Source organism: Streptomyces sp. NPDC102360, assembly GCF_044766085.1.
GTDB lineage: Bacteria > Actinomycetota > Actinomycetes > Streptomycetales > Streptomycetaceae > Streptomyces.
In genome coordinates, this window is the sequence record NZ_JBIWLG010000021.1 from 28,376 (window position 1) to 43,745 (window position 15,370).

General features: G+C 67.6%; 12 protein-coding genes. 5 read left to right on the forward strand and 7 right to left on the reverse strand.

The annotated features are described in order from the left end of the window. Positions 1–14 precede the first annotated feature (14 nt). From ACIRHA_RS41460 to ACIRHA_RS41475, 4 genes are all read right to left on the reverse strand, one after another. The gene (locus ACIRHA_RS41460) at positions 15–4,529 is read right to left on the reverse strand and encodes a DUF6531 domain-containing protein (RefSeq protein ID WP_403856782.1); all 4,515 of its coding nucleotides are present in this window, start codon (positions 4,527–4,529) and stop codon (positions 15–17) included. 25 nt (positions 4,530–4,554) lie between these two features. After that, positions 4,555–5,253, reverse strand: coding sequence for a hypothetical protein (locus ACIRHA_RS41465; RefSeq protein ID WP_403856785.1), 699 nt, complete (start codon positions 5,251–5,253; stop codon positions 4,555–4,557). Positions 5,254–5,309: 56 nt separating this feature from the next. After that, positions 5,310–5,624 (reverse strand): hypothetical protein, encoded by a 315-nt coding sequence (locus ACIRHA_RS41470; protein WP_361121436.1) that lies wholly within the window; start codon positions 5,622–5,624, stop codon positions 5,310–5,312. A 76-nt stretch (positions 5,625–5,700) separates the two neighbouring features. Then, a complete protein-coding gene (locus tag ACIRHA_RS41475; RefSeq protein WP_403856788.1) occupies positions 5,701–6,000 on the reverse strand; it encodes a WXG100 family type VII secretion target in 300 nt (99 codons plus the stop codon). 488 nt (positions 6,001–6,488) lie between these two features. Here ACIRHA_RS41475 and ACIRHA_RS41480 point away from each other — a divergent pair, with 488 nt between their 5' ends. Beyond that, on the forward strand, positions 6,489–6,917 hold the full coding sequence (locus tag ACIRHA_RS41480; protein ID WP_403856791.1) for a phosphotransferase: 429 nt from the start codon (positions 6,489–6,491) through the stop codon (positions 6,915–6,917). A 570-nt stretch (positions 6,918–7,487) separates the two neighbouring features. On the opposite strand, the gene ACIRHA_RS41485 is transcribed toward ACIRHA_RS41480, so the two are convergent. After that, positions 7,488–7,958: a DIP1984 family protein gene (locus tag ACIRHA_RS41485; protein WP_403856794.1), complete on the reverse strand. Its 471-nt coding sequence runs from the start codon at positions 7,956–7,958 to the stop codon at positions 7,488–7,490. Between the two features lie 1,491 nt (positions 7,959–9,449). On the opposite strand from ACIRHA_RS41485, the gene ACIRHA_RS41490 reads away from it, so the two are divergent. From ACIRHA_RS41490 to ACIRHA_RS41505, 4 genes are all read left to right on the forward strand, one after another. Further along, positions 9,450–9,839, forward strand: coding sequence for a hypothetical protein (locus ACIRHA_RS41490; RefSeq protein WP_403856797.1), 390 nt, complete (start codon positions 9,450–9,452; stop codon positions 9,837–9,839). A 109-nt stretch (positions 9,840–9,948) separates the two neighbouring features. Beyond that, positions 9,949–10,398 (forward strand): hypothetical protein, encoded by a 450-nt coding sequence (locus ACIRHA_RS41495; RefSeq protein ID WP_403856800.1) that lies wholly within the window; start codon positions 9,949–9,951, stop codon positions 10,396–10,398. A gap of 238 nt (positions 10,399–10,636) precedes the next feature. After that, the gene (locus tag ACIRHA_RS41500; protein ID WP_403856803.1) at positions 10,637–11,659 is read left to right on the forward strand and encodes a P63C domain-containing protein; all 1,023 of its coding nucleotides are present in this window, start codon (positions 10,637–10,639) and stop codon (positions 11,657–11,659) included. Positions 11,660–12,235: 576 nt separating this feature from the next. Further along, positions 12,236–13,270: an aldo/keto reductase gene (locus ACIRHA_RS41505; protein WP_403856806.1), complete on the forward strand. Its 1,035-nt coding sequence runs from the start codon at positions 12,236–12,238 to the stop codon at positions 13,268–13,270. Between the two features lie 300 nt (positions 13,271–13,570). Here ACIRHA_RS41505 and ACIRHA_RS41510 read toward each other — a convergent pair whose 3' ends face one another. Both ACIRHA_RS41510 and ACIRHA_RS41515 read right to left on the reverse strand, forming a co-directional pair. Further along, the gene (locus tag ACIRHA_RS41510; protein WP_403856809.1) at positions 13,571–14,101 is read right to left on the reverse strand and encodes a hypothetical protein; all 531 of its coding nucleotides are present in this window, start codon (positions 14,099–14,101) and stop codon (positions 13,571–13,573) included. 7 nt (positions 14,102–14,108) lie between these two features. Further along, entirely contained in the window at positions 14,109–15,365 is a 1,257-nt protein-coding gene (locus ACIRHA_RS41515; protein ID WP_403856812.1) for a DNA/RNA non-specific endonuclease, read from the reverse strand. Between the last annotated feature and the right edge of the window lie 5 nt (positions 15,366–15,370).

The window sequence follows — 15,370 nt, forward strand, 5'->3', positions numbered from 1 at the left end:
TGCGAACCGCCGCCTCAGCCTTCCTGTACAACCCTGCCGGACCCGGGGACTATGTTCGCCCGCAGGTCGTTGAACATGCCCTGCGGAATACCGTAGAGGTCTGGTCCCTTGGTCGGATCGGAGATCTCCGGACGACCCTGCCGCATCTTTCGCCATTGGCTCTTGGAGATGTTATTGGGGTCGGGGTTACGCTGCGGGAGGGCCTCGGCACGGACACGTTCGCGGAATTCGTTCCGCACGCCGAACTTCACGATCTGGCCGCCGGCACCGCGGAACTCCAGGGTGTGCCTGATGTCGCCACTCATGTTGACGTACAGCTGCCCGGTGCCCGTGATCTTCACCTCGCCGTTGGAACCGATGTGGATGCGCTGACTGTCGGGGTGATCCGTCTGCTTGCGATACACCGGAACGTCGGTGCAGGGGTCGGGCGCCAGCCCCATCGCGTCGCTGTTCGTGTGCGGATTGTGCACATACGCCGACGGGTTCGGCGCCGGTGCAAGACCCAGCGGATCCGGTGACGCGTATCGCGCCGTGTCCGGGTCGTAGTGCCGGAAGAAGTTGTAGTGCAGGCCCGTCTCGGGGTCGGCGTACTGGCCCGGGAAGCGCAGCGGGGTGTAGGCGGTGGCATCGCGGTTCCAGGACGTTCGGCCCCACAGTGTGGCGTGGGACTGCCATGCCACGCCGCCGTCCTCGTCGACGAGTTCGGTCGGAGTGCCCACCAGGTCCGTGACGATCGCGAAGAAGCGCGAGTCGACCTCGGACTTGCTCAGGTCCGCGAGGTCCTGCCCGGCCGACCGCGGCCTGCGCTCCAGCTGGGTCAACGGCCGGTCGCCTTCGTGCGCCCAGGTCAGGGTCACGCCGTTGGCCGTGTCGGACTGCTCGGCGAGCCGGGTGCCGTCCCAGGAGAAGTGCACGGCGGACGCCGTGGAACCCTCCTCCGCCAGACGGTACTTGGCGGTGCGCCGGCCCAACGGGTCGTAGGAGTACGTCCAGCGCCCACCGTCCGGTGTGACGCACGCCGTGAGCCGGTCCTCCGCGTCCCACTCGTAGCGCCACGTGTCCGGCTTGCGCGACAGACGTCGCCGCTGCCGGAGGACCATGCGGCCGCCGGCGTCGTGTTCGTAGCGGACCGCGCCCGCCGACCGGACCCGTGTTCCCTCGTAGGACCGCTCGCCGCGGGCCGTCGTGTGGCCCGCGGAGTCCGGCCAGGAGCCCTCGGTCTGGTTGCCGGCCCGGTCGTAGGCATAGGTCTCGGTCCAGCCCTCGGCCGTGACCGACAGCGGGCGGCCCACCGGGTCGAGCTCGAACATCCGCGTGGCGCCGCCCAGTGCGTCGTGCACCGAGGTGAGGTGGCTGTCGCCGCGGTACCCGTAGGTCCGGGACCGCATCGCTCGTCCCGGTACGGCCAGGTCCTGCGCCACCTTGCGTCCCGCCAGGTCCCAGGCGGAGGTCAGGGTGACGGGAGAAGCCTCCGGGCCGAAGGAGCGTGTCAGCTCGCGGCCCATGGCGTCGTGCGTGAAGGCGACGGTGTGTCCGTCGGAGGTGATCGACGCGGGGTTGCCGAAGGGGTCGTACGCGTACTCCGTGACCACGCCCGTCGGCGTCGTCCGGGAGGTGCGGCGGCCGAGGCTGTCGTACGTGTACCGCGTCGTTCGCCCGTCCACCGTCTCGGACAGCAGCCGCCCCACGAGGTCGTGCTCCATCGTCAGGGTCGACGTGGGGGACTCCGCCCCGGTCAGCTGACCGCCCGCGCCGTAGGTGTAGCGGGTGACCTGTCCGTCCACATCCTTCGACAGCGTGTGGCCCAGGAGGTCGCGGTGGTACACGAACCGGGTGCCGAGTGCCGTCGTACGGGAGGTCAGACGGCCCAACGGGTCGTGGCCGTAAGCCTGTTCGCGGTTGTCGAAGTCGGACTCGGCGACCAGGCGGCCTGCCGTGTCGTAGGTGTAGTCCCAGGTCAGCCCGTACGGACTGGTGACCTGGGCGAGCCGCAGCTCGGGGTCGTAGGCGAAGGCGTAGCGTGCGCCGTCCGGCGTGGTCCGGGCGGCCAGCTGGTCGAAGTGGGTGTACTCCATGGCCGTGGTGCCGCCGGCCGCGTCGGTGTGGGAGGTGCAGTTGCCCTCGCCGTCCCACGTCCAGGACTCCACCTCGCCGTGCGCGTCGGTGCGGGTGGCGATCCGTCCCTCGACCGTCCAGGTCAGCCGGGTGATTCCGCCCATGGGGTCGGTGTAGGCGACGCTGCGGCCGAAGGCGTCGCGTTCCAGTGTCGCGCTGTGGCCCTGCGCGTCGGTCACGGACAGCGGAAGTCCCGCGCCGTCGTTCACGTACCGCGTCCGCATGCCGGTCGGATCGGTGACGGACGCCGTGGCACCGGTGCGGTCGTAGTCGTAGCGCAGGGTCACACCGTCGGGTCCGGTGGTGGCCGTCGGGTTGCCCCGCTCGTCGTACACGTGCCGCCACACCGTCCCGTCCGGACCGGTTGTCTCGACCGGCAGGTTCAGCGCGTTGTACACCGCGGACGAGCCGTTCCCGTCCGCGAGGTGCACGGCGGTGAGGTTGTGGGAGAGGTCGTACTCGAAGCGTGTGGTGTTGCCGAGGGCGTCGGTGCGGGCGAGGAGGTTGTCGTAGCGGTCCCACTCGGAGTGGACGGTGTGGCCCAGCGGGTCCGTCTCGGCGACGACCTGATGCAGGTCGTTGAGCTGGAAGACGGTCGTGGCGCCGCAGGCGTCGGTGTAGTGGGTGCGCTGCTCGGCCGGGTCGTAGCTCCAGTGCGAGGAGAGACGGCCGTCGGGGCCGATGGTCTCGGTGACCCGGTTCTCGTCGTCGTAGACGTAGCGGTAGGTGGAGTGGTTCCGGTCGGTCCAGGAGGTGATGCGGGACTGCTCGTCGTAGCCGAACACCATGGGCTGACCCGAGGAGTTGACGACGTGGGTCAGGTTCCCTTCCGCGTCGTGCTGGTAGGACAGCACTTCCACTGATCCCTCGGGCGTGGCGACCGCCACGTCCAGCAGCAGGCCGGCGACGCAGTTCAGCTCGACGCGGTAGCCGCCGGAGTGGACCAGGGCCGTCGGAGAGCCGTCCGGCTCCCGCTCGACGTGCACCTCGTTGCCGTTGCGGTCATGCCACCGAGTCAGCCAGAACGTACTCGTCTCATGACCACCGGCATCGACGGAGCGGTCCGCGAAGACGTTGACGAAGCCCGTGTGCGGATCGACGACGCGATAGGTGAGGACGCCCTCGGCGGTCGTCTCGGCCGTCAGCGGGAGGCGGGGCCCTTCCTGCGGCCACACCGCGTCCTCGCTCACGGTGGCGGGAAGTCGCGGGTAGGTCAGGATCGACCCGTCCTCCCGCGCCCACCACACCACGCCCGTGTCGCCGACCTCGAGGCGTTCGTCCAGCGGCGAGGCCCAGGAGGGTCCGAAGAACTGGCCGTAGCGGTAGGCCGACAGATGCGTGCGCGTCAGCCGCAGCGGCAGTACACCCGGCAGGTCCACATCGGTCTGCGGCAGCAGCATCTCGCCGTTGGCCACGTCGACCGGGTCCGTCTTGCAGGTCTTGCCGCCCGCGGCACGGCTGTTGGAGCGGATGCCGGACCCGATGTTCTTCATCGAGCTGGGCTTGACGCCCTTGAGGGCGGAGCCGAGTCCCTTGATGCCCTTGAGGAGTGCGCCGCCGCCGGCGACGAGTCCGACGATGCCGAGGACGATTTCGCCGATGTCCCAGTCGCCTGTCTCGGCCATGATCGACATGTTGATGCCGAGTGACGCGGCGCCGGCGACGACGGCGCCGATGGTGAGCGCGATGCCCAGGCCCTGCAGGCCGGGTATCAGCAGCGCCAGCACGCCGAGTACGGCGCTGATGATGGCGAGGGCCTTGCTGAAGGCCTTCTTGATTTTGTCCCAGAGGCTGTAGCCGGCGACGGATTCGTCGCGGGCGTCGTCGAGTTTCCCGGCGGCGACGGAGGCGTCTTCCTCGCGGACCTGGCGGGCGTCTTCGGCGAGCATGCGGGCGGCGTCGAGGTCGGCCTGGGCGTCGTCGGCCTGGGCCTGGGCGCCGGACTGTTTGCTGTGGGCTTCGTCGAGGGCGCGGCGGGTGCTGGCGCGGGCTTCCTTGTCGTCCGGGGGGTGCTTGACGCCGTCGAGGTGGCTGATGTCGGCAGTGACCGCCTTGACGACATCGGTGGCGGAATTCAGCCGGTCCTTGGCCTCGCGCCCCTTTTCCAGGGCGTTGTCGGCGTTGCGCTGCTGATCACGCAGCGAGTGCACATACGTGTCGAGGGCGCTGGCGGCCTGGTCGTAGGAGCTGTGGAGTTTGCGTACCTGGCTGGCCAGGTCGCCCAGCTTGTCCCGGAGTTTGTCCATCGTCTTGCCCTCGCCGACCTGGTTGTCCTCCAGGCCGGAGACGAGGGGCAGGGCGTCGCCCGCGTTGTCGGCTACGGAGCGGTACTGGCGGGCGAGATCTCCGAGCATGTCCGCATCACCGGGGGTCGGGTCGTCCGAGAACCCGAAGACGTCTTCCCAATCGGACACCGCTGGACGCGCCATGGCCGCGACCTCACTTTCCCTGAGCTGCGTCGGTCGTGTCGGCTGCGTCGGCCGTGTCGGCCTGGCCGTCGAAGCGGAGCGACTCCGCGATCGCGTCGAAGACCTCGTAGAACTGCTCCGCCAGATCCACGTTGGGAGTGGAGCTGGCGATCACGAGGTAGTCGTGGGTGTTGGGCACCGGGACGAGGGTGTGCCGCACCGCGGTGGGAACCCGCTTCCCCTGGTAGTCCACGTCCTCGACGCGGGAGATCCGCCCGGCCGCCCCGGCGTGCGGCAGCTCCACCAACTCCACCTCGCCGGGCGGCAGTCCGCTGCCCTCCGCGTCGGTGCCGAGCTGCACGCCGGCGGCCATGACGAGGTCCGCCAGATCCTCCGACTCCTCCTCGGGAACGGTGATCCGCAGCACCACCGTCGTGGCGCTGAGCACCAGCGGACCGCTGCCCGCACGCAGGATCCTGAGCATGCCCGATGCCCGCAACGCACCCTTCGCGTGCGCTTCGCGGGCGATGCGCCGGGTGTTGCGGATCAGCCCGTCGACCTGCTCGCGGGTGAGCTGGGGGGCCTTCTCCACCTGTGCCTCGATACGGCGGCGGATCGACGCGTCCCGGGTGCTCGGGTCGAGGTCGAGATGCCACCACGAGTCGGGGAACCTCAGGCTGTACTCCGCGGGCGCGGCCGCCTCCGGCTGCTCCGTGGTCGGTTCCGTCATGGCGCTGTTCCCTTCCGCGTGACGTGTGCTGTCGTGACGTGTGGTGTCACGTGTCGTCACGCGTCCTGCTTGTCTTCGTCGAGCGACTTGACGGTCTCGTCGTCGGTCTGCGTGAAGTTCTCGGCGATCGTGTCCGTGTTGTCGGCGAACGTCTTCACGTTGTCGTGAACCCGCTCGTGACCTGCCACCCACGCCTTGTCGAACGCGTCGAGGGCGTCCGCGAGCGTGCTGTCGCCGGCCAGGCTCTTGAAGTCCCCCGCGCCGCCGGTGGCGTTGTAGAGCGTCGCGGAGTTCCCGATCAGGTCCCCGATGTTCTGGAGCTCCTTGACGGTGTCCTTCAGATCCTGCACAGGCACGCTGATGTTGCCCATCGGTGTCTCCTCTCCTGTCCCAGCCGCCCGGCCCCGCCCTCACAGGGAGAGCGGGGCCGGGCGATGCGGGGGAGCTTCAGCCGATGGAGCCGGCGGTCTGGTCGTCGGTGTCGACGAACGCGTCGGCGACCTGCTTGATGAACTCGCTGACACCCTGCAGACCCTCGATGGCCTTCTCGGTGCCGTTCTTGTACTCCTCCCAGTACGGGCGGAACTTGCTCTCCGAGCCGGGCGTCGCGTACGCGGCCTCGACCATCTCGTCCATCTTGGTGTTGGCCTCGTGCAGGCTCTGCTGCATGAGTTCCTTCTGGTTCTGCAGCCAGGTGGACGCCTCACGCATTTCTTCGGGGCTGATCTTGATGTTGCCGCCGGCCATCTCGGTTCCTTCTCTCGTCTCGATTCGCCCGCGGTCCTGGATCCGCGCACACCGGGGTCTACGGGGCACTCGGCGCAGCGGTTCATGGCTGTTGCGGAACGGTGACGAAAAGAGGGAGGGCACCGGACCAGGGGAAAGAACGTGTGGGCGATCGATGGGCAGCCGGTGGTCGACTAGTGGACGATCAGCGGGCAATCGGTGGTCGATCGGTGGGCGGGATCCGGGCCAGGAATGGACGAGGTGGAGGGGAGAGGGAGGGGGCGGGGACAGGACGAAGCCATGGAATGGAATGGACCGTGCCCGTGACCGAGGTGCCGTTACCCGGTGCTACCCGGCCGGGTCCCCGCACGCTTCCGAACGTGGCGCGCTCACCAGGTCGCCGCCGCAGGCACCCTGCTCCGCGCCTTCCATGACGCCACCCGCAACAGCCGCCTCAGCGGCCCCGGTTCAGTGATCTGCCACCACGACCCGGGCGCCCGAACAACACCGTGTTCTGCGACGGCGTCCCGTCCGCCTTCATCGACTTCGACACCGCGGCCCCGGGCGACCCGCTCGAAGACCTCGGCTACATGGCGTGGACCTGGTGCATCAGCTTCAAGCCCACGGCACCCCCAGCAACGGCCCAAGCCGCACAGGTCCGCACCCTCACCGACGCGTACGGCCTCGACGCCGCGTCCCGCGCCCACGTGCTGGACGCCGCACTGACCCGCCAACTCCGCAACGCCGATTGGTGGCGCACCCACCTCACGTCCCCACCCCACACGTCGCGTCCGCCGCCCAAATCCACGCACGCATCCACTGGTCCGCCCAAGAACACGCCTACACGACAACCCACCGCGATACCTTCGCGGCGGCCCTCCACTGACCGGGCCGGATCGGACCCGAGGGGGAACGCCGCCCTGCCCTTGGAACTGTGACGTAGGACTACGAATACGTCGTAGTCCTACGTCACAGTCTTGCCGCCGACCCGACACCACGGCCGACGGGCGCTCTTGCGCGGTCGGCCGGCTGCGCTGCTGCCACGACCGTGGGGCGTCGTGCTACCAGATTCCACCGCGCACCTTGCTGCCTCCTGCTGCTGCGATGATCCGGTCGTCTCGAAGGCGTGGGCCGTCGACGACGCTTGGACTCCGCCTCGGCGCCCCTCTGCCCGTCCGGTCCGGTGCCGCAGGACGCAGACGAGGGTTGTGGCCTTGGCGTCCCGCGCGGCAGTTGCCCAGCCTCTCGGGACCGGCCCGCCGGGTCTGCTGTGATGTGGGGAACCCCGAACCCACCCTCACCGTCTCGGATCTGCACGTGGTGATGTGCTGTGCGCGGTGCACTGTCACCTGTACGCGGTGCTGAGCTGCACTGTTTCGTGGGGAGTCGAACCCCCGCGTTGCTCTTCACGCGCCAGGAGTGGGCCGGAAACCCGCCGGCCCTCGGTGTGTGCACGCTTCCGACACGGCTACCTGCTGCTCCACATCCTCATGCCCTCCACGGACCACCTACTCCAGCAGATCAACCTCCCAGTTCGCCCGCTGGATACGCACGTCGATCTCGCGGATCTCGCGCGCGAGAACATCGGCCTGCGCGCGCAGCTCGCCGACCGACAGCGCGGACAGCATGACCAGCTCGGAACGCAGCTGCCGGCCGTAACCCCGCGTACCCGAACCCGCGGCCGCATCCGCCGCCGCGGTGATCACTGAATGGCGCAGCCGGAGCACGTCCCGGCGTGCGAGTGCGTCGGTGAGAGTGCCGTCCTCACCGACCCGCACCGCGGCATTGGTGCGGTTGATCCTCCGGATCAGCAGCTCCAGCCGGTCCAGCACCTCGCCGGCCTCGGCGAGCAACTGCGGCGCGTCCTCCGCGGGAGTCTCACCTTCCTGATAACGCGCGCTGTCAACGACACGCGACCGCAACTGCTCGACCCGCCGCGTCGTATCCGCGCGCTCCGCCAGTGCCTCGGCCAGTTTCATCGGCTCCACCCCCGCTCGTAGTTGGTCCGGCCGACTGTACGGACGGACGCCCTGCGAAACCACGGAATAACCGGCTCGCGGCTCACGGCTCGAATACGTCGTCGACGAAGTGGTCGAACTCTCCAGCCTGTACGCCGAGCGTGAAAGCGTTCCGCTTCTCCTGCGTTGTGGTGACTACGGTGTCAGGCGCGGAGGTCTCGCGCAGGTACACCAAGTCGCCCTCACTGACGGCAATTTCGATCCAGAGGCCCGCACCGTTCGCATCTTCGGGCGCGGCTCGCTGCCAGACGAGGTCGTCGGGTATGCCGGTGGAAGGTCGTCAGCCACAGGGGGTGGCGCTCTGCTTCACCACCGTATCTCCGCTTTCGACCAACCCCGCCCGGTTCCCGGGCACGTACACCCTCCAGCTCCCCCCACACGCCCCCCACGACCCCCGGCATCGCCTGCGCCCTGCTCCGCCTGGTCCTCAAAGCTCACGGCAGGTCTGAACTGGCGGAGTCCGCTGAGCGGAGGGCGGACGCGGGCTGTTTCTCGTGCGGGCCTACGCGGATGACTGGGGCGCGTACGCGTTCCCCGACGGGCAGGGCGGGAAGCTGCTGTGGGTCGAGTGCGGGGACGCGAACCGACGTGGTGGTGTCCGGTGCGGGTCCGCGCGCGGCTGGTGATCGCGGCCCAGGGGCGTCCGGTCGGAGGGTGTGCTGGGCCGGGCCGGAGGACGTAGCGCGCGCCCCGTCCGGGCTCGCGTGCCGAGCCAGTGGTCCGGTCGGCGGCGCTGTTGGACCTCGGCGAGATGCTCGTCAGGTCCCGGCGTTCAGGTTGCTGCCGTGAGCGTCGGGAGGTCGTGCCGACGGTCACGATCCCGACCGCGACCGTCGCCGATCTCGGTGAGCTGACCCGCCACGCGGTCATGCCCTCACCAGCCGCGAACCCCTTGACCGGGAAGGTCTTGAGCGCCCCCGGCGAGAGCCAGCGGGTTTGGCTGGTCGTGGGGGCGGGGGTGGGCTGCGGGCGACGGTGCGGGTTGAGCGGCGGGGGCGGGTGGTGCCGGTGGAATCGTTGGCTGCCGGTGGATAGATGTGCGTGCGCTGGAAGCGGTATTCGTGGGGCGCGGCCGCAGTGGTCTGCGACATCGCGGCGGAACCGGGCCCGGCATGCAGCCCGACTCGTCTGCTTTTGGGGTGGGCGGGGTCGCCGCGCGGTCGGGCGCGTGCGCTGGGCGGGCCGATGCCATAAGTGGCCGCGGGCTCGAGTGTCGGCCAAGACTCGAACATGCGGCCAAGCGCTTAGAAGGGTCATGGCCACTGCTCTCTTCATGGAGCCTTGACCTGCACGTATGCCATCAATCGGACGGCCCAGGGACGGCCCCGGCCCGTTGTCTTCGTGGCGACGGCAGTACCAGCAGCGTCAAGACGGAGGTACGCGCCACGGTCAGGATTCTGTCTGGTTCTGGCCGCTGCTTGACCTGCGCATATGACATTACGCTGCGCGTCTATGGGAAAAGCCATGCGTCTGTACTGGGGATACATCGCGGTTGGGGCCCTCATCGTGGCCTGGACCCAGCAGTGGGCACTTCCGGTCATCGCCGCCTTGTCCGTCGCAGTCTTCGGCTATGCCTCGTTCCAGGTGCCAGTCTGGTGTGGTGCGGTCAATAGAGGCGGACGGACCTACTGCCGGAACAACGCCTATGGCGTACTGATGGGATGCCGAAACCGCCAACATCGCTGGCAGAAGCTGAAGTTGATCGTGCTGCGCAACAGGGCGGGTGACGTCAGTCGGGCGGTGTTCCCCACTGCGAAAGAGAAGTTCAACGCATTCTTGGCCGTAGGAGGCCTGGTCTCCGGGTTCGCGGCAGTGATCGTCCCTGCCATCACTGGTGGTTGAACGGCCCATGCGCTTCGGACTGCACGGTGAACGGTCTTGAAGACTGTCGAGGCGAGAGCCTCCGTGGGTTGGGCGGAAGAGCCGCTCGAACGGGAACCTCAGGGGGCGCATGCAATGGTCGACGCTTGCCGCGACAGCAGTGGGCACGGTGCTTGGCGTGCTCGCTACGCTCGTTGCCGATCATGTCCGCTGGCGACGCGACCGTTCGGAGCGAGATCGTGACACGCTGCGCGCCGCGTTCACGGAGTACCTCACGGCGCTGTCGACAGCCAAGGACGCATTCTCCCGAGCAGAGACATCCCCTGAACGTATTGGCAAGGGGCACGTCGCGATCGCAGAACACGGTGTCTACGCAGCACGGCAGCAACTGGAACTAGTGGCGCAACGGGTGATCTTCGACAGTGCCGGTCGCGCCACCCTCTCTGTGCTCGACTTCCATGACGCGGTGGCTGCCGGCCACGCCACGAACTCCCCGGAGTACGTCAATGCTTGGCGATCTGCCCGCCAGACTCGGGCAGCGTTGATCGAGGAGATGCGGAAGGTTCTGCAGCGGTCCTAACGCGCCAACCGGTCGCCAGACCCTCAGTTTGGGAAGCTCGGTTGATCTAGGGGGAGTTGAGGCTCTGACCTGTGGGGAGCGGCCTAGCGGCCCCTCGGTGAAGCCGACTTCATATCTGCCGTTCCCCGTGGTCCCCCGGTCGGCCTGGCACGGGTCTAGATGCAAGCATCTTCCGCCTTGTGCTTGCAAGGCATGCTCGACCATGCAAGCATGCCTGCAAGCATAGGAGGGGGTTACCGTGGCCGAGGACAAGCAGGCGTCGGGTCGCGCACGGGGTGGGGTTGCCAGAGCGAAGCAACTGTCACCGGCAGAACGCAGCGCAATCGCCAAGAAGGCGGCTGCAGCTCGCTGGAACGACAATTTGACCCAGGCGGTTTCTGGGTCCCCTGACAGGCCGCTAAAAATCGGGGAATTTGAGATTGAGTGCTATGTCCTCGATGACGGCACTCGCGTCCTGACGCAGGCCAGTTTTCTGCAAGCTCTAGGGCGACACCCCAAGGCAAACACCCGCCGCGAGGGAGGGGCCGTACCCATCCCCCCTATCTTGCAGAGCAAGGCACTGAGCTCCTTCATCACGGAAGAGATTCTCGAAAAGGCCCGGCCGATCACTTTTACGCACCCTGCTGGAGGGCGGGCGCACGGGTATAACGCTGAGCTTCTCCCGGTGGTCTGCGAAATCTACCTTAAAGCACGCGATGCTGGGGCCCTTGACCGTCAACAGGAACATGTGGCCAAGCGCGCCGAGATCCTCATCCGCGGACTCGCGCACGTTGGCATCATCGCCCTCGTGGACGAAGCCACCGGCTATCAGGAATTTCGCGCCCGGAACGCCCTTAGCAAGATCTTGGCCGCCTTCATCGAGAAAGAATTGCAGCCATGGGTTCGCACATTCCCGCCGGACTTCTACAGCGAGTTGTTCAGGCTACGTGGGCTAGACTACCCGGCAGAAACAGTCAGGAGGCCGCAGTATTTTGGCATCCTCACTAACGACATCGTTTACAAGCGCCTGGCTCCTGGCGTATTGGACGAGCTGAAGCGCGTAACCCCTCGCAGTGAGACTGGAAGGCTTAAGCATCGCTACTTCCAGCATCTCACCTCCAATGTGGGGTATCCAAAGTTGCGTGAACATCTCGGGTCGGTCGTGACATTGATGAAGCTCAGTAAGGACTGGCAGGACTTTATGCTGAAGCTCGATCAGATCCACCCCCGCCTCGGCGTTCAAGCAACCTTGCCGTTTGACACTGATGAGCGCGGACTTTGAAGGCGCGTCGGCGACTCACCGCGAAAGGTCGGCGGAGCGGCTTTGGGGCCATGATCTACCCTGCCCCATCAGCTCAGCCCACCACCCAACCCCAGCTCCCATCGCGTCCGCCGTCGACCCACACAACGTGGAGCGGGCGTGGCCCCTGGTTTCCAGGTGGAGCGCGCCACTGTACGAACGACCTGGACACCAGGGGCCACGTCTGCTCGGCTTTGCCTGGGTCGACGGTGGACGGGATGGGAGCTCCTCGCAACCACCCACGGACCCGCACCCGGCAGCGTTTCCCCCGGCTCCCGGTGCCGGCCGATCCCCCGCCGGAGGCATCGTCTTTGACGGCGAGTTGAGCCGTGCGATCCACTCGCTCACAGCCCGGCCCAACCACCCCTGGCGGGCGTAGGCGCAGCGCCCGTAGCGCGGGCCGGAGGCATGAGCGCGAAGGGCAGCGGAGCCGAGAGCCCGGCGGAGCGGAGCGCAGCCGGTCTTGATGAAGTAGGGAAACTCTGTCCGCGCCGTTTCTAGGATGGTCGTGCGCATGGGTTGCCTTCGCGTGCACTCCAACTCCTAGCGTTCACGGGCATGGAGACGACCAACGCGAATAACGGGACGCAGACCACCTCGGCGCACACGCCGTACACAAGGGTCCTTGGGCGAAGCGGGATCGAGGTCAGCGGGCTCGGCTTCGGTTGCTGGGCCATTGGCGGACCCTGGCAGGGGCTTGGCGGAGAGCCGCTCGGGTGGGGCGAGGTCGATGATCAGGAATCTGTACGTGCCGTGCGCCGTGCGCTGGATCTCGGCGTGACCTTCTTCGATACTGCTGATGCGTATGGGGCCGGGCACAGCGAACACGTACTGGGGCGGGCGCTCGGCAGGCGCAGGGCAGATGTCGTCGTGGCCACCAAGTGGGGCAACCTCTTCGACGAGGAGAGCAAGGTCCGCACGGGCGGCGATGACTCGCCGGCGTATGTACGGCGTGCGCTGACCGCGTCGCTTTCCCGGCTCGGCACCGACTACGTGGACCTTTACCAGCTGCATCTGTCGGACGCTGATCCCGAGCGAGCCGCGCTGCTGCGGGACGCCTGCGAGGATCTCGTACGGGAAGGTCTGATCCGCGCGTACGCATGGAGCACCGATGACCCGGAGCGCGCGGCCGTCTTCGCCGTGGGCCCCAACTGCGCGGCCGTGCAGCACCGTTGCAACGTGCTTCAAGACGCGCCTGAGATGCTACGTCTGTGCGAAGAGCACAACCTCGCGAGCATCAACCGCAGCCCGCTCGCGATGGGCCTGCTCACCGGGAAGTTCGCGCCGGGGAACGCGCTCGCCGCCACTGACATCCGCAGCGCTCCACCCGCCTGGTTGCCGGGGTTCGCGACGGGTGGCGGCGTTGATCCAGAGTGGCTGGCGCGTGTGGAAGCGGTGCGGTCCGTCCTTACGAGCCACGGCCGTACTCTCGCTCAGGGGGCGCTGGCTTGGTTGTGGGCACGGAGCCCGCGTACGGTGCCGATCCCTGGATTCAGGACGGTTGCACAGGCGGAGGAGAACGCCGGGGCGTTGGAGTTCGGACCTCTGTCGGCCGACGAACTTGCCGAGATCGATGGTGTGCTGCACACCTGAGTGAGAGACGCTGTCCGCTTGATCAATCTCGCCCTGGTGATCGAGCGGACAATGGCATTGCAGGACGTCATAGAGGTGTTGGGGTGAGTCGGCTACGGTTGGCGACGGATTAGGGCTTGCTTGTAGGCCATGCCGATCCGGAGCGGGGCGAGACCGTTCGGTGGGTCGATGACGAACTCCGTGGGCGGAGATCGGTGGACGCTCATGTGCCCCTCGCTCGGTGCGGAAGTCTCACGCCCATCGGGGACATCGGGGACTTCAGCCCGGTTCAGCCGAAGCCTTGCTGGTGCCGTTATGCCGTTATGCCGTTGGATTGGGTACGTAGCCAGGCTCCTCATCAGGGAAGTCCTCGGGGAAGACCTCACTGAGGAGTTCGCCGCGCATGACGCGCAGCAGGTAACCCTCAACGGGACCGTCGTATAGGTCGAACTCCGGGCCACGTCCGATCACGGTGAGCACAGCCCACTCCTGTGGAGCGGGCTGGGGGACTAGGAAACACAGGTCGGCGTTGTCGGTGCCGGCCCAGCGGATGAGCTGGTCCGGCGAGGAGCCACGTTCCTCAAGCAGGTGCTGGATGTGGGGGCGCGTCTTGCGCATGGTGTCGCGTGCCTGAAGGGTTTGTGTGACCAGGTCCAGGTGCGGGTTCGATGCGCCCGCGCGGTACACGTGAAGGAAGTCGTCGAAGCTCGCGCCGCCGAAGGCATCGAAGAACGCCTTGATGCTGGTCGGGATGCTGACCTTCAGCGCCTCTTCTGCTGTGCGCCAGTCGTTGTGGACCGGTTCGGTCGTGCCGTATGCGCGGTAGGCGGCGAGCAGTTCAAGATCGTTCACTGGGTACCTACTGGTTGATGATTGTCTGGTCGATGTCGAGCCCGTGGCCGGTGGCTCGGATGTGGACACCGGTGGGGATCAAGTCGTCGGGGCGGGCGTACACCGGTGTGGCGGCGTAATCCACGGGACCGTGGGTCTGCACAGTGTCGTAGATACGGCTCTCGAGCTGCTCCATCACTTCGTTGTTGGCACGGTCGTACATGATCACGATGTTCCCCTCGGCGCGGCCGTCGCCGCCCAAGGCGCGGGCCAGCAAGTGCCCTCGTGTATGTCCGGCGGCCGCGCCCTCCCAACCCGGAGGCTGCACTCGGCGCGAGGCCTTCGTGCCCGTATCGAGCATCTCGCGAGTGATCCGCGTCTCCACGCCGGTGGCTCGCCCCAGACTGTCCAACGGCTTGCAGTACGAGGGAGTGGAACCGCCTCGCATCGGGCGCTCCGACGCACCGCCGGCCCCGCCCCTCGATTCGCTTCGCAGCACACTGCCGGCGAGTGCACCGTCACCGTCGCCCACCGCGGCCAGGCGCATGCCGGGCATGGTGAGGTCCCCGAGGACGTTTCGCAGACCGCCCGCGTTCCTGATGGCCGCAGCTCCACTGCCCGCTCCGGCGAGGGCGCCGCCCAGGAGGGCACCGGCCATGCCGGCTTCCTGGGCATGTTCAAGGCTGATGCTCTCCTGGTCGCCTGCGGCGACGTGCAGAGGCTGGGCGACGGCCAGGTCGATGGCGATGGATTCGATGGCGCCGAAAGCGACGCCGGTCATGGTCGTGCCGATGACGCCGGCGATTTCGGCGGACACGGTGACGCCGATGCTTGCGGAGGCAGCGATCACGCTCTCGGCTGCGGCGGAGCCCGCCACGGCACCCGCGCCGCCGGTGACGATGGCCAGCAGTACGCCTGCCCCGAGTGCGGCGGCGGCGATTCCGATCTCGGTCCACAGGTGGCTGATCGCCTCGTCGACGGTGTCGGCGTACTTGTCCAGGCCCTTGGCGATCGCACGGGCCGACTCGGCGAGGTCATCGAGCCAGCCGGTCTTCGCGCCCTTGTGATAGCGCGCCCAGAAGTCGCCGAAGGCCTCGATGGACTGGCCTTCGTTGCCGTCGATGACGCTGCGAGCCGCCTTGTGTGTGACTGCCGTGACGTCGTCGACCGATTCGGCGAAAGTACGCCAGGCGTTGGCGGCCTCGCGCAGCTGGTCGGCGTCGGCGTCGGGCCACCACATGCCCAGCTTGAGCAGGGCGTCCTTGAGTATCTCCTCGATGTCCACCGGCG